This window comes from Mesorhizobium sp. P2_D5 (assembly GCF_056404355.1).
Genome location: NZ_JBFUEE010000005.1, coordinates 234,968 through 254,486, shown reverse-complemented (window position 1 = coordinate 254,486; position 19,519 = coordinate 234,968). Strand labels below are relative to the sequence as shown.

Below are 19,519 nucleotides of genomic sequence, written 5' to 3'. Positions count from 1 at the left end.
TGCGGTGCTCATGGTCCAGGCAGCGGCCGCGGAGAACATCCCGCTGCCGCAACCCAAGCCGGAAGCCGGCGTGCATACGGACAAGCCGATCGACAAGCCGCTGCCGCAACCCGCCACCACGGCCGAGCCGGCGCCGCTGCCATCGGCCGATGCCATCAACCCCGATCGCTTCGGCGCAAAGCCTGCCGACGCCGCCTATGGCGCTTTCCAGCGCGGGCTATACAAGACGGCCTATAATCTCGCGTTGATCCGCGCGCAAAACGGCGACCCGGCGGCGCAGACGCTGGTCGCCGAGATCCTGTCGCGCGGGCTGGGAGTACCGCTCAATGCCGCGGAAGCGGCGAAATGGTACGCGCTTGCCGCCGAGCAGGGTGTGCCGGAATCGCAGTTCCAATACGCGCTGATGCTGCTCGATGGCCGGTACGTCAAGAAGGACGAGAAAGGGGCCTATGCGCTGATGCAGGCAGCCGCCGAAGCCGGCAACCAGCTGGCGCAGTTCAATTTCGGGCAGATGCTGGTCCAGCAGGACCCCGGCGACGCCGGCCTCGCCAGGGCGGTCTCCTACTACGAGCGTGCCGCCGCCACCGGCCTCGCCGACGCGCAATATGCAATGTCGCAGATCTATGCCAATGGCGTCGGCGGCAAGCCGCGCGACGACGCGCAGGCAAGGCGCCTGCTGGCGCAGGCTGCACGCCAGAATTACGACACCGCGCAGATCGATCTCGCAGCCTGGATGATCGAGGGACGCGGTGGCGGCCGTGACCTGAAATCCGCCTTCGGCTGGATGAAGCGAGCTGCGGAGGGCGGCAATGTCGCCGCGCAGAACCGCCTTGCCAAGCTCTATATGCAAGGCATGGGCACCGATCCGGATCTTGTCCTCGCCGCGGCCTGGTACATCGTCGCCCGCCGCGCCGGTCTCATCGACCCGCAGATGGACGACTTCCTGCAGGGGTTGGATGACGACCAGACCAAGCAGGCGCTGCAGAAGGCGAACCGCCTGCCCTGACCGGGAATCCAGGACCCGGCCATGCAGATGGAGTGGGTGCACCGGGGTCACGGGCTCGGCCTCATGCCCATGCATCTACTCCCTCAGCATCTGCCGAAGGGCGTGATGCGCGTCGCCGATGCGATCGCCAAATCGGTCGGTGCGGTCATCGACCAGAATGCCTGACCCGGCCTTCTTCGGCACCGCATCTCCAGACCCCGCCTGGGTGTTTCATCCCTGCCGCTTGGCCCCAGCCTGCCCCGCTCCCTTGCCTCTTCTGGCGATTTGTGGTCTTGGGAGCCCGAAATCGCTTTCCCAGCGAACATCTCATTCCCGGATCAGATCACTATGGCCAAGATCAATGGCAACGAAATCCGTCCCGGCTACGTCATCGAGCATGACGGCGGCCTGTGGGTGGCGGTCAGGACCAACACCGTCAAGCCAGGCAAGGGCGGCGCCTACAACCAGGTCGAACTGAAGAACCTCATCAACGGCACCAAGCTCAACGAGCGCTTCCGCTCGGCCGAGACCGTCGAGCAGATCCGGCTCGATCTCAAGGATTTTTCCTTCCTCTACGCGCAGGAAGACGCGCTGGTGTTCATGGACACCCAGAGCTACGAGCAGCTCGAATTGGCGAAGGACTTCGTCGGCGATCGCGCCGCCTTCCTGCAGGACGGCATGATGGTCACGGTCCAGCTTTATGAAGAAAGGCCGATCGGCATTTCTCTGCCCGACTATGTGACGCTGACCATCACCGAGGCCGATCCCGTGGTAAAGGGTCAGACGGCCGCGTCCTCCTACAAGCCGGCGGTACTGGAGAACGGCATCCGTGTGCTGGTACCGCCGTTCATCGGCGCCGGCGAACGCATCATCGTCGACACCAACGAAATCACTTACGTGCGCCGCGCAGACTGATGCATGCCGCCCAAAAGTGGCCCCGGTTTTGGGTCACCGACATGCATCAAGACAGCGCTTGAAGCGCAGCAGCAGGAAGAAGCACGATGGCACGCTCAGCCCTTCTCAACGTCATGGTCCAGGCCGCAATGAAAGCCGGCCGCTCGCTGTCGCGCGACTTCGGCGAGGTGCAGAACCTGCAGGTCTCGATGAAAGGCCCTGGTGACTATGTCAGCCAGGCCGACCGCAAGGCCGAGGAGATCGTCTTTGCCGAACTGTCGAAGGCACGGCCGGGCTACGCTTTCCTGATGGAGGAGCGCGGCGTGGTCGAAGGCGACGACGGCCAGCACCGCTGGATCGTCGACCCGCTCGACGGCACCACCAATTTCCTGCACGGCATCCCGCTCTTTGCCGTTTCGATCGCCCTGGAACGCCAGGGGCAGATCGTTGCCGGCGTCATCTACAATCCGGCAATGGACGAGCTCTACACCGCCGAACGCGGCGGCGGCGCCTTCATGAACGACCGCCGGCTGCGCGTCGCCGGCCGCATCAAGCTGGTCGATACGGTGATCGGTTGCGGCGTGCCGCATCTCGGCCGCGGCCACCACGGCAATTTCCTCGTCGAACTGCGCAACGTCATGGCTGAGGTCTCCGGCGTGCGCCGCTTGGGGGCCGTCTCGCTCGATCTCGCCTATGTCGCCGCCGGCCGCATGGACGGGTTTTGGGAAACCGGCCTGTCGGCCTGGGACGTCGCCGCCGGCCTGCTGCTGATCCGCGAGGCGGGTGGCTTCGTTTCGGATATGGACGGTGGTCAGGACATGCTCGACAACGGCTCGGTGGTCGCCGGCAACGAGGTCATCCAGCGCGCTTTGCTGAAGGCCGTGAAGAAGCCGCTCTCGGCACGCTGACTGACACGCCGCGCTGATGCGCCGCAGTCGCAAAACCGCAATGGAAGCTTGAAATACTGCCCGGCAAGCGCCCAGATCATAGTGCGCGGCGCAGGAACCCGGCAGTGAACGACATCAAGCCCCACCACGACATCCCGTTCATCGGACGCTGGCACTATTCGCGTGCCGAGATGATCGCCGACGGCATCGTCCATGCGGTCGGCATCGTGCTGGCGATCTCGGCGGGTTCGGCGCTGCTGGCGCTAGCGGCGTTTCGCGTCGGGCCGGGCGAATACATCGCCGCTGCCTTCTATGTGGTTTCGCTGCTCACCGTGCTGTCGGTGTCGCTGACCTACAATTTGTGGCCGGTGTCGTCGCCGGCGAAATGGATCCTGCGGCGCTTCGACCATGCCGCGATCTATCTCCTGATCGCCGCGACCTACACGCCTTTCCTGGCTCAGCTCGAAGGCTCGCCGCTGGCGCACTGGATGATTGTCCTCGTCTGGGCCGCTGCAGCGCTGGGCATCGCCATCAAGGTGTTTTTTCCCGGCCGTTTCGACCGGCTGGCGATCGTCTTCTATCTCGCCATCGGCTGGAGCGGCATCGTCCTGGTAAAGCCGCTTGTCCAGACCCTGCCGACGACGTCGATCGCGCTGATCGTTGCCGGCGGCATCGTCTATTCCTGCGGCGTCATCTTCTTTGCCTGGAAGGGATTGCGCTTCCACAATGCGCTGTGGCACGGCTTCGTCGTCACCGGCGCCGGCCTGCATCTGGCCGCCATGGTCGACTGTCTGGTCATCAATCGCCTCTGACACAGGCTTATAGACGCGGCAATATTGCCAAGCGCCATTCAATTTGGTCACAATTCCGTTTAGAGTCGCGGTCTACGTGATCGGCGGCGGCATCGGAAACGGGGCACGGATGGCTTTTCTCAGATCCTTCGGCATGGGCAGACGCTCTGATGTCCTGATCTACGATCCGCATAAACTGTCGAGCCCGCAGGTCTTTCTGCTGACCATGATGATCTTCCTGGTCATCGTCGCCTTCATAGCCGCCATCCTGACCCGCCAGATCTCGACCGCCTTTGGCAGCAATCCCGGCCTCAACGGCCTGATCGTCGGCGTGTTGGTGGTCGGCATCCTCTTGGCCTTCGCTCAGGTCGGACGGCTGTTTCGCGAAGTGCGCTGGGTGAATTCGTTCCGTGCCGGCTCGGAGACCACCGAACCGGTGCTGCTGGCGCCGATGAAGGCGATGATCGGCCGCTCCTCGGCGACGGCCTTCTCGACCAGTTCAATGCGCACCATGCTCGATTCCATTGCCACGCGGCTCGACGAAAGCCGTGACACGTCGCGCTATCTCGTCGGCCTGCTGGTGTTCCTCGGCCTGCTCGGCACCTTCTGGGGTCTGTTGAACACCATCGCCTCGATCCGTGAGACCATCGAATCGCTCGATCCAGGTACGGGCGATGCCGCTGCGGTGCTCGATTCGCTGAAGCAAGGCCTTTCGGCGCCGCTGGCCGGCATGGGGACGGCCTTCTCGTCCTCGCTGTTCGGCCTGTCCGGCTCGCTGGTGCTCGGCTTCCTCGACCTGCAGGCCGGCCGCGCCCAGACGCGCTTCTACACCGAACTGGAAAACTGGCTGTCCTCGGTCACCGATCTGTCGTCCGACATCGTCGTCTCCGACCAGGCCAAGACCGAATCCTCGGACGAGATCCGGGTCTTGTCGGAAAGGCTGCGCAGCATGCAGGAGAATGGCGGCGGCTCCAATCCGCGCGTCGCCACCGCCATGGCCAATCTCGCCGACGGCATTTCCGGCCTGGTCAAGAACATGCGCTCGGAGCAGCAGATCATGCGCGACTGGGTCGAGGCCCAGTCCGACGAGCAGAAGGCGATGCGCAACACGCTGGAAAAGATTGCCGACGCCCTGAAGAAGCCCGGGGTGCATTGACGTGGCGCTGGCGCGTGGACGGCGCACCGATCGCCGCATCGATTACTGGCCGGGCTTCGTCGACGCGCTGTCGACGCTGCTTCTGGCGATCATGTTCCTGCTCACCGTCTTCGTGCTGGCGCAGTTCCTGCTGGGCCGCGAAATCTCCGGCAAGGACACGGCGCTCTCGCGACTCAATTCGCAGATCAACGAGTTGACCCAGCTTCTGGCGCTGGAGCGCTCGACGGCACAGGACAAGGAAGATTCGCTCGCCAATCTGCAGGCTTCGCTGTCGGCGGCGGAAGCGGAAAAGAGCCGGCTCGAACAATTGCTGGCGCAAGGTGCCGGCGCCGGAGACGCCGCCAACCAGCGTGCCGTAGCACTTTCGGGCGAACTCGACAGCCAGCGCCAGATCAGTCAGCAGGCGCTGAGCCAGGTCGAGATTCTCAACCAGCAGATTGCAGCACTGCGCAAGCAGATCGGTGCGCTCGAGGATGCGCTCAACGTCTCCGAAACCCGCGATCGTGATTCCAACACCAAGATCGCCGATCTCGGCCGCCGCCTGAACGTCGCACTGGCGCAGCGCGTCCAGGAATTGAACCGCTACCGCTCCGACTTCTTCGGCCGCTTGCGCGAGATCCTCGCCGACCGCGAGAACATCCGCATCGTCGGCGACCGCTTCGTCTTCCAGTCCGAAGTGCTGTTCCCGACCGGCTCCGAAGTGATCAACGATGCCGGCAAGGTGGAGATGAAGAAACTTGCCGACGCCATCATCGAATTGCAGAAGGAAATCCCGCCCGAGATCAACTGGGTGCTGCGCGTCGACGGCCATACCGACAACAAGCCGCTCTCCGGCACCGGCCGCTACCGCGACAACTGGGAGCTGTCGACGGCGCGTTCGACCTCGGTGGTGAAGTTCCTGATCGAGAACGGCGTGCCGGCCAACCGCCTGGTCGCCGCCGGCTTCGGCGAGTTCCAGCCGCTCGACCCCGCCGACACCGAAGAGGCGCGCAACAAGAACCGGCGTATTGAACTGAAGCTCACCGAACGTTGATCCATCATCACGCGGCATCACGCGAATTTGTTCGCCGGCTCAACTCTAGGGCGTAGAGCGAGGCCGGCAAGGCCTGAAAAGATTATCTTTTTTTAATTACACATCGTCGAATTGCGGTCCTAGCTTCCCCGCCTGGGCCGAGAACCGCCGGCGATGAACCCCATCGCGACGCGACGGAACCGGACGGCCCGCACCCGGAGGGCAGGCGAGACAATCGCCGCCTTCCTCTTCAGGAGGAGAACGCGACGATGCGCTCTTTTTTTCCCAGCACCTCGCTTAGAACTGCAACACTCACGGCGGTCCTCATCGCCGTTCCGCTTGCCGGCGCCTATGCCGCGGGCCATCACAGAGGCGCTCTCGACGCCGGCGACCCGACCGACTTTACGGGGCCGCGCGTCGAAGGACTCATCCAACAGGTTCAAGGCGTCCGCCAGGGCATAGTCGATGCAAGGCAGGCCAACAACATCACGCCCGCCGTCGCCGAACGCCTGGAAATGCGGACGGTCCGCATCAGTCAGGCGGCCGAGAAGATAGCGGCATCGGATCACGGCAGGATACCGGCCGCGCAATACCATGAGCTGCTGCGCCGTCTCGACAATGTCGACCAGCGCCTGAGGGCCGGTATTGGCAGCGATTTCCTGATGGGCGATGGCTCCGACGGCGGAAACTATCCGAACGGCTGAAAGCTTGAACACCAAGCTCTAGCACTTCGATCTCGCGCATGATTCCTTCCGAGATCCTGCGCCAGGAAAGGACCACCTGGCGCCCTCGGGGCCCCCTCTCCCGCGGGCGTCCTTTTTCCCTTAGCCCAGGTTGCTACCAGCCCAGGTTCCTGCCAGCCCAGTTTCCTACCAACCAAGCCAGACGGCAATCAGGGCGACGACCGCCGGCACGGTCTGAATGAACAGGATCTTGCGGCCAACCGTTGCCGCGCCATAGAGGCCAGCGATGGCCACGCACAACAGGAAGAAAACCTTGACCTGAAAACCGGCTGTCCCGAGGTAAAGCCCCCAGATCAGGCCCGCGGCGAGGAAGCCGTTGTAGAGACCCTGATTGGCGGCGAGCACCTTCGAGGCGCTGGCGAATTCCGGCTTCAGATTGAACGCCTTGTGCCCACGCGGCGTGTCCCACAGCACCATTTCGAGATAGACGATGTAGACATGGATCAAGGCCACCAGTCCGACCAGGATGTTGCCGATCATGTTGTTCCCCCTTCAGGCGAGGCCAGCAGCATTTCACGCGTGACCTCACCTGTGCAAGATGCATCCGCCGCACAGTGCCGCAGGCTTGCAAACGCTTTTGCGTTGGTATCTTTTCGCGCCGTCCTCAATCACGGAAGCCGCCATGTCCTTTCAGAAACTCGATGATCTCGGTCACAAGCTCGAAGCGCTTGAGCATGCGCTGGCCATCCTCGGCGCTGACGAGGCCACCCACATGGCTGTCGGCGGCGGCGAGAAGCGCGCCGAGGCAATGTCGGCGCTGGCCGGCATGTACCACACCAGGGCAACGGCCCCGGAAATCGCCGACTGGCTCGCCGCGGCCGAACAGGAAGCGTTGAGTGAGGAGCAACGGGCCGCGGTCGCCGAATTGCGGCGACAGTACACCAACCTGACCTGCCTGCCGGTCGAGTTCGTCGAACGTCAGACCACCGCGCGCATGCGTTGCGAGCAGCTGTGGCGCGACCTGCGCGCCAAGAACGACTGGGCGGGCTTCCTGCCGGCGCTGGAGGGCGTGGTGGCGCTGGTGCGCGAAGAGGCGGCGCTGCGTGCCGACGTGCTCGGTCTTGCCCCTTATGACGCGCTCATGGAGCAATACGACCCCGGCAACCGCGCCGCCGACATCACGCCTGTCTTCACCGACCTCAAGGCTTTCCTGAAAGGCTTCGTGCCGGAGGCGCTGGCGATACAGGAAGCCCGGCTGCGCAAGCGCCCGCTGAAGCCGCTTTCGGGCACCTATGCGATCGACCGGCAACGCGAGCTCGGCCTTGCCATGATGACGGCGGTCGGCTTCGACCTCACGCATGGGTCGCTGTCGGTGTCGCACCATCCCTTCTGCGGCGGCGTGCCGAGCGACGTGCGCATCACCACCCGCTACAAGACCTCGGACTTCCTGTCGGCATTGATGGGCGTGCTGCACGAGGCCGGCCATGCGCTGTATGAACAGAACCTGCCGAAGGCATGGGCGCACTGGCCGCTCGGCAAGGCGCGCGGCATGGCCGTGCATGAAAGCCAGAGCCTGTTCGTCGAAAAGCAGCTCGGCCGCAACCCGGCCTTCTGGCGCTGGGCGCTGCCGGTGGTCGAAAAGCATCTCGGCGAAGCCTGGTCGCTCGACGACATCCTGCCGCATGTGCATCACGTCGAGCGCGGCCTGATCCGTGTCGATGCCGACGAGGTGACCTACCCGCTGCATGTCATCCTGCGCTACGAGCTGGAGCAGGAGCTCGTCTCGGGCAGGCTGGAGGTGGCAGAACTGCCAGAAGCCTGGGACGCCAAGATGCGCGACTATCTCGGCCTCTCCACCATCGACAATCCGGCCGACGGGCCGATGCAGGACGTGCACTGGCCGGGTGCCGCCTTCGGCTACTTCCCCTCCTACACGCTGGGCGCGATGATGGCGGCGCAGCAATGGGCGGCGCTGACACGCGAGCATCCTGCCGCCGATGACGATCTCGCCAAAGGCAATTTCGCGTCAATCAACGCATGGCGTCGCGAAAAAATCTGGTCGCAGGGGTCTCGCTGGTCGACCCCGGACCTGCTCGAACGCGCCACCGGCGAAAAGCTCGACGCCAGCTATTTCGTCAACCATCTGAAGCAGCGATACGGAGCGGCTTGAGGGGAGGTCGGCACATCAGGAGGCAGATGTTTGCGACTACTCCGCTGCGCCCCTGAAGGCGCTGGCGCCGGTTTCGAACTGCAGCTTGGCCAGCCGCGCATAGATGCCGCCCTTGGCGACGAGGCTCTGATGCGTGCCTTCCTCGACGATGCGGCCGCCATCCATGACCAGGATCCTGTCGGCCTTCAGCACCGTCGCCAGCCGGTGGGCGATGACGATGGTGGTGCGGCCCTGCATCAGGCGTTCCAGCGCCATCTGCACCAGCGTCTCGCTTTCGGCGTCGAGGGCCGAGGTCGCCTCGTCGAGCAGCAGGATCGGCGCGTCGCGCAGGATGGCGCGAGCGATCGCCACCCGTTGGCGCTGACCGCCGGACAGCGTCACCCCGCGCTCGCCGACCTGGCTGTCATAGCCTTTCTCGAGCTTGAGGATGAATTCGTCGGCGAGCGCATCCTTCGCCGCCGTCTCGATCTGGGCCTCGCTGGCGCCCGGCCGGCCAAAGCCGATATTGTCGCGCGCGCTTGCCGCGAAAATGGTGACGTCCTGCGGCACGATGGCGATGCGCTCGCGGACCGAGACCGGATCGGCTTCGCGCACATCGACGCCATCGATCAGGATCTTGCCGGTTTCAGGATCGTAGAAGCGCAGGATCAGCGAAAAGACCGTGCTCTTGCCGGCCCCTGATGGACCGACGATCGCCACCGTCTCGCCGGGCATGACCTGAAAGCTCAAGCCGTGCACGGCAGCGCGGTCGGGCCTTGCCGGATAGGAGAAGGAGACGTCATCGAAGGCGATCGCGCCCTTGGCGACGGCAGGCAGCGGCTTCGGATCGGCCGGCGCCTGGATTGCCGGCTTCTCGGCCAGGATCTCGGTCAGCCGTTCGGCAGCACCCGCCGCTTGCGCAAGCTCGCCCCAGACTTCGGACAGCGCGCCGAGCGCACCGGCGGCAAACACCGAATAGAGCAGGAACTGGCCGAGCGTGCCCGGCGACAGATTGCCGTCAAGCACGTCACGCGAGCCGAACCACAGCACCGCCACGACGGACGAGAAGATGGTGAAAATGGCAAAAAAGGTGAGGAAGGAGCGCGCGAAGATCGAGGTACGCGCCGCCTCGAAAGTGGCTTCCACCGCGCCGGAGAAATGCCCGGTGACGAGCTTTTCATTGGTGAAGGCCTGCAAGGTGCGCACCGCGCCGATCTGTTCGCTGGCATAGGCGGTGGCATCGGCAAGTGTATCCTGCGCCTGCCGCGACTTGCGCCGCACCGAGCGGCCGAAGGCGACCAGCGGCAGCACGATGACCGGAATGGCCGCAATGACCAGGCCGGACAGTTTCGGGCTGGTGACGACCATCATCCCCAACGCGCCAAGGCCGAGAATGACGTTGCGCAGCGCCACCGATGCCGTCGCCCCGACCGCCGACTTGACCTGCGTCGTGTCTGCGGCGAGCCGCGACACGATCTCGCCCGACTGGGCGGTGTCGAAAAAGGACGGCGACAGCGTCGTCACATGGGTAAAAACATCGCGCCTGATATCGGCGACGACTCGCTCGCCGAGCGTGATGACGAAATAGTAGCGGCTGGCCGAGGCGGCCGCCAGCACGGCGGCCATCGCCACCAAGGCTGCGAAATATTCGGCGATGAAGATGGTGTTGGCCGACGAGAAACCATGATCGATCATGCGCCGCACGGCCAGCGGCAGCGCCAGCGTCGTTGCCGCTGCGATGACCAGCGAAATCAGCGCGCCGACGACGAGCGTGCGATAATGCGTGATATACGGGAACAGGCGCCTGAGCGGCTTGAGCGAGCGCCGGCGCTCGTCTGCGCTGCTGGTTTGCGCCATTCCTGCGTTTCCTCTAGCCGCCTCTCGGCTATGCGCCTCAATATATGCGCTTGCCGCGGCCTTGTGATTCAATTCCGGCTGATGTATAGGCTCGCCGACCGTTTTAGAAGCCGTGGCTCCTCAATAGCTGCGGCTTCGAGTTTTAAAAAGGGGCGCATCGACGCAGGCTTATGCCCGTCGGCAGCGCCGGCAAGCCAGGAACCGAACCATGAAGACCGACATCCATCCCGATTACCACACCATCAAGGTCGTCATGACCGACGGCACCGAATACATGACCCGTTCGACCTGGGGCAAGGAAGGCGATACGATGAACCTCGATATCGACCCGACCACCCACCCGGCCTGGACCGGCGGCCAGCAGACCCTGCTCGACCGCGGTGGTCGCTTGTCGAAGTTCAAGAAGCGTTTTGAAGGTTTCGGCCTCTAAGCCCGACGACCTTTTCGCAGATCGAAAAGCCCGCCCTTGTGGCGGGTTTTTTGTTGACCGCGAGTCGCCGTAGTGGGACGCAGTCGGCCAGGGAGAGCGATATGTCTATGCTCAACGACAAGCGGTGGTCCGGTCTCACGGGTGGGTACAAGGTTGTCTATGATCCCCGACCGGCGTTGCGAGCGCTGACCCTTCGGTATGATGACGAGACGGCGTGGGGCGAACTTTGGAATGAATTGCATCATCAAGGCGATGTCGGAGACGCATCCTACGCCGCAATCCCAGAAATCGTTCGAATCTCTGCAGAACGCTCTCCAGTGAATTGGGGAGTCTACAGTCTGGCCGCGGTAATCGAAGAAGCGCGATTGCTCGACAGCCGAAACCCGCCAATTCCAGGTTGGATCGAACCGCACTACAAAGCCGCCTGGCAGTTGCTTTTCCATTTGGCGTTGCGAGATCTGGAAACTGAGGCCGACGAAGCGACAGTGACATATGCGTTGGCTGTTGTTGCGCTTCATCGAGGCAGTCTCGGCCTAGCCCGGATGGCAATGTGCACGGAGGACGAGCGCGCTGAAATGTTACGGAACTATCTCGGCCGCTAGCCTTACTCCGCCAACAGTTCCCGCAGCGCCATCCGCTTGTAAGCCGAGACCAGTCTGTCGCCCTCTTGCCTGTCGACCGAGATCGCCAGCCGGACGGCGGCCTCGCCCATCTGCCAGACCAGGAACGCCGTGGTTTCCAGCGCCGTCGGATCGGCTGCCGGCCGCAGCCGCTTCAGCACCGCGGTGAGGAATTCGGCGTTGGCCCGGCTGTCGGCGAGTTCGAGCTGGCGCAGCGCCTTGTCGGCCTGCGTGCCCGACCAGATGTCGCGCATCACCGGCTCGGCCAGGAACAGCCCGTAGTAGATATCGACCAGCTCCGAAAACGCTTGGCGCAGGCCTTCGGCGTCGCCGACATCGGCGAGTGCCGCCGAGATGCACGCCTGGCTTTCGGCGGTGTAGCGCTCGGCCAGCGCCCAGACGATCGCCCGCTTGTCCGGAAAGAACTGGTAGAGCGAGCCGATCGACACCCCTGCCCGTTCCGCCACTTCGCCCATGCGCATGGCGTCGCTGCCTTGCTCGGCAATCAGTGCCGAGGCAGCGGCGAGCATGCGTTCGACCCGCTCGCGGCTGCGCTGCTGGCTCGGCGCCCGGCGCGGCGAAGCAATCTGCTCCTGTGACGAAACCGGCGCGGCGGTGTCTTCCATGGCTGTCTCCAATGCCAACAAAATCGCTTGACTCGCAAAATACGAGGGTTTATCACGTTTTGCAAATGTGAGGATTACTCATGTTTTGAAACAGAGGAAACCAGCCATGAACAACACGACACCAAACCCCATCCTGATCCTCGGCGGCACCGGCAAGACCGGCCGCCGCCTTGCCGAGCGACTGACTGCGCATGGCGTGCCGGTGCGCATCGGCTCGCGTTCGGGCACCCCGCACTTCGACTGGGAAGTCCCGGCGACCTGGGGCCCTGCAATGCAGGGCGTCAGCGCCGTCTACATCAGCTACTATCCCGATCTAGCGGTGCCGGGTGCCGCCGACGTGATCGGCGCCTTCGCCAGGCTTGCCGTACAGAACGGCATCACCCGGCTGGTGCTGCTGTCGGGGCGTGGCGAGGCAGAAGCCCAACGTTCCGAAGAGATGCTGAAGGCTTCTGGCGCCGACTGGACGATCCTGCGCTGCGCCTGGTTCTCGCAGAACTTCAGCGAAGGCTTTCTTGTCGAGCCCTTGGCTGAGGGCGAAGTGGCTTTGCCGGTCGGCAATGTCGGCGAGCCGTTTGTCGATGCCGATGACATCGCCGACGTCGCCTTTGCCGTGCTGACTGAGCCGGGGCATGCCGGCCAGCTCTACGAACTGACCGGGCCGCGGCTGCTGAGCTTCGCCGACGCCGTCGCCGAGATCGGAAAGGCCGCCGGGCGCGACATCCGCTTTGTCAGGATTTCGCATGACGAATTCACCGCCGCCGTGACCGCGCACGACCTGCCGCCCGAATTCGCCTGGTTGCTCAACGAGCTGTTCACCGAAGTGCTTGACGGCCGCAACGAGACGCTAGCCGACGGCGTCCAGCGCGTGCTTGGCCGCCAGCCAAGAGACTTCTCCGCCTACGCATATGAAACCGCAGCAACCGGCATCTGGAGCAACTGACATGATCAAGCTTCTTCCCACCCTTACCATCATTGCCGCAATCGGCTCGGGGGTCGTCGGCGGCGTGTTTTTCGCCTTTTCCAATTTCGTCATGGCGGCGCTTGCCCGACTGCCCGTCCCCAGCGGCATCGCGGCGATGAATTCGATCAACGTCACGGTGATCACCCCGACCTTCATGACGGCGCTTTTCGGTACCGGCCTGCTCTGTCTGGTGCTCATCGCCGCCGCCATCATGGGCTGGAGCCAGTCCGGCTCGTACTGGTTGCTTGCCGGCGCGGTGATCTACCTGATCGGCAACCCGATCGTGACCATGATCTTCAACGTGCCGCTCAACGATGCGCTCGCCGCCGTCGACCCGGCCAGCAGCAACGGCGCCGCTGTGTGGGCGAACCATCTGAGCCAATGGGTGATGTGGAACCACGTCCGCACCATCACCGCCATCATGGCGATGGCCTGCTTCATTCTCTCATTGCTCTAAGCAACTCCAGGAAAAGTGCGTGGCCGTCCGGATTTGCGTCGAGACAAAGTGAGAAGCGTTCTGCGAAATGCAAAAGATCCTGCTCAGGCGGGGTCTTTTTGCGTATGACCCTTCCGGTCGGAATGGCCGAGATCGCGATCCGGGTCGATGACATCGCGGACCAGTTGCTTAAGCTTGGCCGCTTCCGGAAAGCCGCCGTCACGCTTGCGGTCCCAGATCAGCGTATCATTGCAGGAAATGGTGAAGATGCCGCCGGTGCCTGGCACCAGCGTCACTTCGCCGAGGTCGGTGCCGAAGGTCGACAGCAGCTCCTGCGCCATCCAGCCGGCACGCAGCAGCCACTGGCACTGCGTGCAATAGGTGACAATAACCCGAGGTTCATGCGGCAAGCTCATGCCAGGATCTCATATGCGCGAACTGTGGTCCCGGCAAAGCGATCATGTATAGGTTCATTGCCAAGAGCTATGGATATCGCGATCCAGATCGGCCAGATCAAGGCCAAAACGAATGCGGCGTATGCACCCGTAATTTCCAGCCAAGAGAAGTCTTGCGCGACTCCCGGAGCATTGCCCCATGCCCGAAAAGCGAACCAGCCTCCAGTTAGCGCCATGGACAAAGGGCCGAGAAGCTTCATAGCCTGTCGGCGCATAGCCTTTTGAACTGGTAGGCCGACCCTGCTTTTGTCATCTTGGTCATGCACCATGATGGTCATGACTCGCTTGCCTAGCGATTGGCCGGACTTCAATTCCATGAGAAATAGATACGTCGTTAGAACGAGCATTTCGAGGAAACCCGCATCCATCGCAGCCGATCGGAAATTTCCTAGCGGGTCGAGGTCAATCGAAATGGCAGAGCTTCCTTCCGTCTGCGCATCCGATGTCGTCCCTACGGCCCATTCTGCAACCGTCAAACCGAACACTGATGTTCTACACACCTGCCAATTGTAGCGGGTGAGCGACGGATTTCCATGTAGCGTACCTTCTTGGCATATTCTCCAGTTCAGCCAAAAACTGCCTTTCACTCCGCCATCAGTCAGCGAAAACAAAGTCGCCACCAGTGCAAAAATAGGTATCAGGACTACAAGATAATCTATGAACGAAGCGATGAACCGGCGCCAAAAGCCACCCCGGCGGGGCCATGACATGGCGCTGGCGAACTGAGCGTGCTCAAGGTCAGTCATCTACCCCCCATTGATAGCTGACAGATTTGTATCAGCGATACGTCACTGGATAACTATGTTGGCATGCGCTACCCAGCGGCTGGCTATCTATGCCGCGCTGAGCTTGGCCATCGTCTCGTCGTCGACTTCGAAGTTGGCGTAGACGCTTTGAACGTCATCGTCATCCTCGAGCGTGGCGACCAGCTTCATCAGCGACTGTGCCCGATCCTCGTCGACCGGAACGCTGTTCTGCGGCTTCCAGATCGGCTTCACCGATTCAGCTTCGCCGAGCGAGGCTTCCAGCGCCTTCGACACTTCGCCGAGATTCTCGAAAGCGCAGTAGATCGTGTGGCCTTCCTCATCGGATTCCACGTCATCGGCGCCGGCTTCGATCGCCGCGTCCATCACCTTGTCGGCGCTGCTAGCCGATGCCGGATAATAGATCTCGCCGGCACGATCCCACATGAACGACACCGAACCGGTTTCGCCCATCGCCCCGCCGGCCTTGGTGAAGGCGGCGCGCACGTTCGAGGCCGAACGGTTGCGGTTGTCGGTCAGCGCTTCGACGATGACCGCGACGCCGCCGGGTCCGTAGCCCTCATAGCGCACGGCTTCGTAATTCTCGGCATCGCCCATCGAGGCCTTGTTGATGGCGCGCTGGATGTTGTCCTTCGGCATCGACACCGCCTTGGCGTTCTGCACGGCCAGGCGCAGGCGCGGGTTCATCGATGGATCGGGCGTCCCGCTTTTGGCGGCAACGGTGATTTCGCGCGCCAGCTTGGAAAACATTTTCGACCGCACCGCATCCTGGCGGCCCTTGCGGTGCATGATGTTCTTGAACTGTGAATGGCCAGCCATGGCACCCCTGTCGTCTTCTCGGCTAGAGCATCCCGAAGCGGGGCGATCTCACCTCGTCTTCTGCAAAATGCTCGAATTCAAAATTTCAGAGCGTCCCAGGTGCAACTCGTGGAAGCACGGCGTTCTCTGTCGGAATGGCCGGCTTATAGATAAATCGGCTCAATTCGTCCAGCCGCGAGGCCGCCGCAATCGCTCACGCCTTCAGGTCGGACTTCAGCCGGTCTATGATGCTGATCGCAGGGCTGGCATGTCGGCTGATCCAGCGATCCTACGCGACAGCGACAAACTCCAAGGTCTCGTGACGCGGCTATGCTCTTGCCAACCTCAATGTCCCTCGCCGGACTTCGCTTTTCTCCGTCGCCGCGCCAGCATGTTGAGCCCTTCGACCAAGGCCGAAAAACCCATCGCCGCGTAGATGTAACCCTTGGGCACATGGTAGCCCATGCCGTCGGCGATCAGCGTCATGCCGATCATCAGCAGGAAGCCCAGCGCCAACATGACGATGCTCGGGTTCTTGGCGATGAAATTTGCCAGCGGTCCGGCCGCCAGCATCATCACGCTGACCGCGACGATCACGGCAATGTACATGATGGCGATCTCGTCGGTCATGCCGACGGCGGTGATGATCGAATCTATGGAGAAGACGAGGTCGAGCAGCAGGATCTGGAAGATCGCGCCGGCGAGGCTGATCTGCAGGGTCTCACCCAGCATCGTGTCCCGGTGATCGTCGGGATCGACCGTGTGATGGATCTCCTTGGTCGCCTTCCAAACCAGGAACAGGCCGCCGGCAATCAGGATCAGGTCGCGCCAGGAAAACCCGTGACCGAAGGCGGTGAACACCGGCGTCGTCAGCTGGACGATGATCGAAATCGTGGCCAGCAGCACCAGCCGCATGATCAGCGCCGCCGAGATGCCGAGCCGGCGGGCGCGCGCCCTTTGCGCTTCCGGCAGCTTGTTGGTCAGGATCGAGATGAAGATCAGATTGTCGATGCCGAGCACGATCTCCAGCACCACCAGCGTCAGCAGCGCGACCCAGGCCGTTGGATCGGAGACAAAGTGAAAATGCGGCGCCAGGAATTCGATGAGCTGCATGGAGGTCGTCCCCTCTACGATCTAGAGCAGTGTCGCCGGCAATTAGGTACTGCTTGCGTCCATATCAATGTCGCGACCAGAAGGACGGTGCGGTTTCCTCCAGCCGCGGGCCGCGACGAAACGGCGCGATCCTCTCGGTAAGCCCCGTGCGGTCGGAAATATCGACGCCGACGCCGCACAATGTCGCCGGTCCGGTTGCTGCCTCGAAACGCCCTTTCGGCACTTTCGACAGGAACCGGTTGAGCGGTTCCTCCTTGTCCATGCCGAGCGAGGAATCGTAGTCGCCACACATGCCGGCGTCGGAAATGTAACCCGTGCCGCCATTGAGGATCTGGTGATCGCCGGTCGGCTGGTGCGTGTGGGTGCCGACGACGAGACTGGCGCGGCCATCGACGAAATGCGCAAAGCACATCTTTTCCGAAGTCGCCTCGGCATGGAAGTCGATGATCACGGCATCCGCCTGCTCGCCGAGCGGACAGGCGGCCAGTTCGCGCTCACCGGCCTGGAACGGATCGTCGAGTTCGGGGTGCATGAACACCCGGCCCATGATGTTGGCGACCAGCACGCGCGCACCGCTCCTGGCGATGTAGACGCCGGAGCCGCGTCCGGGCGTGCCCTTGGGGAAATTGGAGGGGCGCAGAAAGCGCTCTTCGCGCGGCGCGAAGGCCAGCGCGTCGCGCTGGTCCCAGACATGGTTGCCGGTGGTGACAACATCGGCGCCCGCCGCGATCGTTTCGCGAAAGATCTCTTCGGTGATGCCAAAGCCGCCGGCGGCATTCTCGCCGTTGACGATGACGAAATCGAGTTTGAAATCGGAGATCAGTCCCGGCAGTTGTTCCCACACTGCCGTGCGTCCCGTTTTTCCAACCATGTCGCCGAGGAAGAGAAGTCTCATATGATCCCGCACCGAATGTCAGCGAAGCAAAAGCTGCATGACGTCTGTGAAAAGATCATGCGTCCATTGCGCTTGTCTACAATTTTGGCGCGAAGCGGCGCAACCCACTCTCCGTGAGTATTTCCGGGATGACGACGTCGTGGTCCTCATCTGGCACCAGCCCCACCTCCTGGCAGTCGAAGGCGATGCCGATCAATCTGGGCGGCAGCCCCTTGTCGACCAGCTTGGCGATGGCGCGGTCGTAGTAGCCGGCACCATAGCCGATGCGATGGCCGCGCGCGTCGAAAGCGGCGAGCGGCACCAGCATCACCGTGGGGTCGAGCACCTCGGCCTCCTCATGCGGGCCGACAGTGCCGAAACCCATCTCGACCATCGGCGCGCCGCGCACCAATTCGCGAAAGACGATGGTGGTCTTGTCGAGGATCGCCGGCAGGCAAAGCCTGGCTCCCTTCTCGCGCAAGGCGAACATCAGCGGCCGGACGTCGACTTCCGAGCGCATCGGCCAGAAGCCGGAGACGATCTGACCCGGCTCGACAGCGAGGTGATCGCGCGCCGTCTCGGCCATTTCGAGGGCGATCTCCACTCGCCAGAATTCATCGAGCGCGTCGCGGCGCCCGAGTGCCTCGAGCCGAAGCTGCTTTTTCAGGTGTTTTGAGGATGTCATGTGCAGACGATAGAAAAGGTCAGATTTCGGTGGAGCTTTAGGAGCGACGTTTTCTACCGCATCATCCACCGAAAGACATGGATGCGTTGCGAAAAGTGACGATCCACACAACCGGTGGAGAGAGCGATCCCGGGAACCTACAAAGTAGGTGGGCGCCGTGTGAGAAAACCCACGGGTCTTCCCAGGGACAGCTCCCTAAGGATCGTTAAGGCCCCGGGGAAAATGTTCTCCTGCCGGGAAGCACAGACCGTCCCGACCAATATAGGCTGCTGGTCGGCTAAGCGCCAGAGAGATGACATTCTTTCCGTGGCGGATCCGCGCCCCTCGCTGCCGCCGACAAGCCACCCTTGCACAGGCGGAGCCGCGTCCTTACGGTCGTCATGACCAACCAAGAGCAATTCCAGGAAAAGTGTGGACGGTTTCCGTCCGGAATTGCGTCAAAACAAAGAGATAGAGCGGTTCGACGTTTCCGTGAAACGGCGAACCACTCTAAGGAGCAACAATGCGTTTCGAAGGCACGGCGGCCTATGTCGCCGACAAGGATCTGATGGTGGCGGTCAACGCCGCGATCGCGCTGGAACGGCCCCTGCTGGTCAAGGGCGAGCCCGGCACCGGCAAGACCGAACTCGCCAGGCAAGTTGCGGCAGCCCTTGGCCTCGACCTGATAGAATGGCACGTCAAGTCGACCACCAGGGCGCAGCAGGGCCTGTACGAATACGATGCCGTGTCGCGGCTGCGCGACAGCCAGCTCGGCGACGAGCGCTTCAACGACATCAGGAACTACATCAAGCGCGGTAAGCTTTGGGAGGCGTTCTCGGCCGGCAAGAAGGTCGTGCTTCTGATCGACGAGATCGACAAGGCCGATATCGAGTTCCCCAACGATTTGCTGCAGGAACTCGATCGGATGGAGTTCTTCGTCTACGAGACCGGCGAGACCATTCGCGCCGCGGTCAGGCCGATCGTCATCATCACCTCCAACAACGAGAAGGAACTGCCGGACGCCTTCCTGCGCCGCTGCTTCTTCCACTACATCCGCTTTCCCGACGTCGAGACGCTGCACAAAATCGTCGACGTGCACTATCCCGGCATCAAGCAGAACCTTGTGCGCGCGGCGCTGACCCAGTTCTACGAGATCCGCGATGTGCCCGGCCTGAAGAAGAAGCCGTCGACCTCGGAAGCGCTCGACTGGATCCGCCTGCTGGTCGCCGACGACATCGCACCGGAAGACCTGCGCGCCGACCCGAAGAACGCATTGCCCAAGCTGCACGGCGCGCTTCTGAAGAACGAACAGGACGTGCATCTGTTCGAGCGGCTGGCCTTCATGGCGAGGCGGCAGGGCTAAG

Annotated in this window: 23 protein-coding genes and 1 other RNA gene; 14 read left to right on the top strand and 10 right to left on the bottom strand. The window is 62.7% G+C overall.

What is annotated here, in order from left to right:
- The first annotated feature begins 10 nt into the window (after nt 1-10).
- From AC1DYW_RS22575 to AC1DYW_RS22540, 8 genes are all read left to right on the top strand, one after another.
- Complete coding sequence (locus tag AC1DYW_RS22575; RefSeq protein WP_477227837.1) at nt 11-1,006, top strand: tetratricopeptide repeat protein; 996 nt, start codon at nt 11-13, stop codon at nt 1,004-1,006.
- Nucleotides 1,007-1,027: 21 nt separating this feature from the next.
- Nucleotides 1,028-1,171 (top strand): hypothetical protein, encoded by a 144-nt coding sequence (locus tag AC1DYW_RS22570; protein WP_457150848.1) that lies wholly within the window; start codon nt 1,028-1,030, stop codon nt 1,169-1,171.
- A gap of 162 nt (nt 1,172-1,333) precedes the next feature.
- On the top strand, nt 1,334-1,900 hold the full coding sequence (gene efp, locus AC1DYW_RS22565; protein WP_095084240.1) for an elongation factor P: 567 nt from the start codon (nt 1,334-1,336) through the stop codon (nt 1,898-1,900).
- An 86-nt stretch (nt 1,901-1,986) separates the two neighbouring features.
- Nucleotides 1,987-2,787 (top strand): inositol monophosphatase family protein, encoded by an 801-nt coding sequence (locus AC1DYW_RS22560; protein ID WP_457150847.1) that lies wholly within the window; start codon nt 1,987-1,989, stop codon nt 2,785-2,787.
- Nucleotides 2,788-2,891: 104 nt separating this feature from the next.
- The gene (trhA, locus tag AC1DYW_RS22555; protein ID WP_457150846.1) at nt 2,892-3,578 is read left to right on the top strand and encodes a PAQR family membrane homeostasis protein TrhA; all 687 of its coding nucleotides are present in this window, start codon (nt 2,892-2,894) and stop codon (nt 3,576-3,578) included.
- Between the two features lie 109 nt (nt 3,579-3,687).
- Entirely contained in the window at nt 3,688-4,713 is a 1,026-nt protein-coding gene (locus AC1DYW_RS22550) for a MotA/TolQ/ExbB proton channel family protein (RefSeq protein ID WP_095084237.1), read from the top strand.
- 1 nt (nt 4,714) lies between these two features.
- Nucleotides 4,715-5,746 carry a peptidoglycan -binding protein gene (locus AC1DYW_RS22545; protein ID WP_095084236.1) on the top strand — a complete coding sequence of 344 codons (1,032 nt, stop codon included), beginning with the start codon at nt 4,715-4,717 and terminating at the stop codon, nt 5,744-5,746.
- Nucleotides 5,747-5,994: 248 nt separating this feature from the next.
- The gene (locus tag AC1DYW_RS22540; protein WP_477227681.1) at nt 5,995-6,429 is read left to right on the top strand and encodes a hypothetical protein; all 435 of its coding nucleotides are present in this window, start codon (nt 5,995-5,997) and stop codon (nt 6,427-6,429) included.
- Nucleotides 6,430-6,594: 165 nt separating this feature from the next.
- On the opposite strand, the gene AC1DYW_RS22535 is transcribed toward AC1DYW_RS22540, so the two are convergent.
- The gene (locus tag AC1DYW_RS22535) at nt 6,595-6,948 is read right to left on the bottom strand and encodes a DUF1304 domain-containing protein (protein WP_095084234.1); all 354 of its coding nucleotides are present in this window, start codon (nt 6,946-6,948) and stop codon (nt 6,595-6,597) included.
- Between the two features lie 142 nt (nt 6,949-7,090).
- Between AC1DYW_RS22535 and AC1DYW_RS22530 the strand changes: the two genes are divergently transcribed.
- The gene (locus AC1DYW_RS22530) at nt 7,091-8,578 is read left to right on the top strand and encodes a carboxypeptidase M32 (RefSeq protein ID WP_477227680.1); all 1,488 of its coding nucleotides are present in this window, start codon (nt 7,091-7,093) and stop codon (nt 8,576-8,578) included.
- Between the two features lie 36 nt (nt 8,579-8,614).
- Here AC1DYW_RS22530 and AC1DYW_RS22525 read toward each other — a convergent pair whose 3' ends face one another.
- Nucleotides 8,615-10,414 carry an ABC transporter transmembrane domain-containing protein gene (locus tag AC1DYW_RS22525; protein WP_477227679.1) on the bottom strand — a complete coding sequence of 600 codons (1,800 nt, stop codon included), beginning with the start codon at nt 10,412-10,414 and terminating at the stop codon, nt 8,615-8,617.
- A 208-nt stretch (nt 10,415-10,622) separates the two neighbouring features.
- Between AC1DYW_RS22525 and rpmE the strand changes: the two genes are divergently transcribed.
- Together rpmE and AC1DYW_RS22515 are read left to right on the top strand one after the other, a co-directional pair.
- On the top strand, nt 10,623-10,844 hold the full coding sequence (gene rpmE, locus AC1DYW_RS22520; RefSeq protein WP_006327661.1) for a 50S ribosomal protein L31: 222 nt from the start codon (nt 10,623-10,625) through the stop codon (nt 10,842-10,844).
- A 101-nt stretch (nt 10,845-10,945) separates the two neighbouring features.
- Nucleotides 10,946-11,446, top strand: coding sequence for a hypothetical protein (locus tag AC1DYW_RS22515; protein ID WP_477227678.1), 501 nt, complete (start codon nt 10,946-10,948; stop codon nt 11,444-11,446).
- 2 nt (nt 11,447-11,448) lie between these two features.
- Here the strand turns inward: AC1DYW_RS22515 and AC1DYW_RS22510 are convergent, their stop codons facing one another.
- Nucleotides 11,449-12,090, bottom strand: a complete 642-nt coding sequence (locus AC1DYW_RS22510; RefSeq protein WP_477227677.1) for a TetR family transcriptional regulator — start codon at nt 12,088-12,090, stop codon at nt 11,449-11,451.
- Nucleotides 12,091-12,196: 106 nt separating this feature from the next.
- On the opposite strand from AC1DYW_RS22510, the gene AC1DYW_RS22505 reads away from it, so the two are divergent.
- Nucleotides 12,197-13,030 carry an NAD(P)H-binding protein gene (locus AC1DYW_RS22505; protein ID WP_477227676.1) on the top strand — a complete coding sequence of 278 codons (834 nt, stop codon included), beginning with the start codon at nt 12,197-12,199 and terminating at the stop codon, nt 13,028-13,030.
- A gap of 1 nt (nt 13,031) precedes the next feature.
- On the top strand, nt 13,032-13,508 hold the full coding sequence (locus tag AC1DYW_RS22500; protein ID WP_477227675.1) for an anthrone oxygenase family protein: 477 nt from the start codon (nt 13,032-13,034) through the stop codon (nt 13,506-13,508).
- An 83-nt stretch (nt 13,509-13,591) separates the two neighbouring features.
- On the opposite strand, the gene AC1DYW_RS22495 is transcribed toward AC1DYW_RS22500, so the two are convergent.
- From AC1DYW_RS22495 to ssrS, 7 genes are all read right to left on the bottom strand, one after another.
- Entirely contained in the window at nt 13,592-13,903 is a 312-nt protein-coding gene (locus AC1DYW_RS22495; RefSeq protein ID WP_477227674.1) for an Rdx family protein, read from the bottom strand.
- Nucleotides 13,900-14,688: an RDD family protein gene (locus tag AC1DYW_RS22490; RefSeq protein ID WP_477227673.1), complete on the bottom strand. Its 789-nt coding sequence runs from the start codon at nt 14,686-14,688 to the stop codon at nt 13,900-13,902. Before AC1DYW_RS22490 ends, AC1DYW_RS22495 begins: the two co-directional genes overlap by 4 nt.
- A gap of 87 nt (nt 14,689-14,775) precedes the next feature.
- The gene (locus AC1DYW_RS22485) at nt 14,776-15,525 is read right to left on the bottom strand and encodes a YebC/PmpR family DNA-binding transcriptional regulator (RefSeq protein WP_477227672.1); all 750 of its coding nucleotides are present in this window, start codon (nt 15,523-15,525) and stop codon (nt 14,776-14,778) included.
- Between the two features lie 324 nt (nt 15,526-15,849).
- Nucleotides 15,850-16,617 (bottom strand): TerC family protein, encoded by a 768-nt coding sequence (locus AC1DYW_RS22480; protein ID WP_457155215.1) that lies wholly within the window; start codon nt 16,615-16,617, stop codon nt 15,850-15,852.
- Between the two features lie 64 nt (nt 16,618-16,681).
- Nucleotides 16,682-17,512 carry a TIGR00282 family metallophosphoesterase gene (locus AC1DYW_RS22475; RefSeq protein WP_477227671.1) on the bottom strand — a complete coding sequence of 277 codons (831 nt, stop codon included), beginning with the start codon at nt 17,510-17,512 and terminating at the stop codon, nt 16,682-16,684.
- Nucleotides 17,513-17,588: 76 nt separating this feature from the next.
- Nucleotides 17,589-18,176: a 5-formyltetrahydrofolate cyclo-ligase gene (locus AC1DYW_RS22470; RefSeq protein ID WP_477227670.1), complete on the bottom strand. Its 588-nt coding sequence runs from the start codon at nt 18,174-18,176 to the stop codon at nt 17,589-17,591.
- Between the two features lie 96 nt (nt 18,177-18,272).
- Nucleotides 18,273-18,428, bottom strand: a non-coding RNA gene (ssrS, locus tag AC1DYW_RS22465) — 6S RNA.
- A 250-nt stretch (nt 18,429-18,678) separates the two neighbouring features.
- On the opposite strand from ssrS, the gene AC1DYW_RS22460 reads away from it, so the two are divergent.
- Nucleotides 18,679-19,518, top strand: coding sequence for an AAA family ATPase (locus tag AC1DYW_RS22460; RefSeq protein ID WP_477227669.1), 840 nt, complete (start codon nt 18,679-18,681; stop codon nt 19,516-19,518).
- Nucleotide 19,519: the final 1 nt, after the last annotated feature.